1 pseudogene is annotated in these 285 nt (G+C 71.6%); it reads left to right on the plus strand.

The features are described from left to right. Window positions 1-285, plus strand: a pseudogene (locus AC5WS8_RS39495) (polyketide synthase); the annotation flags it as partial.

Raw genomic sequence — 285 nt, forward strand, 5'->3', positions numbered from 1 at the left:
TTGATCGCCACCTACGGCCAGGACCGCGAACGCCCCCTGTGGCTGGGCTCGGTGAAGTCCAACATCGGTCACACCCAGGCCGCCGCCGGTGTCGCAGGCGTCATCAAGATGGTGCTGGCGATGCGGCACGGGGTGCTGCCGCGCACCCTGCACGCCGACCAACCCACGGCCCGCGTCGACTGGTCTGCCGGAGCCGTCGAACTGCTCACCGAGGAACGGGAGTGGTCCCTCGGCGGTGACCGACCGCGCCGCGCCGCCGTCTCCGCCTTCGGCGTGAGTGGCACC

It is taken from the genome of Streptomyces sp. PTL18, assembly GCF_059510295.1.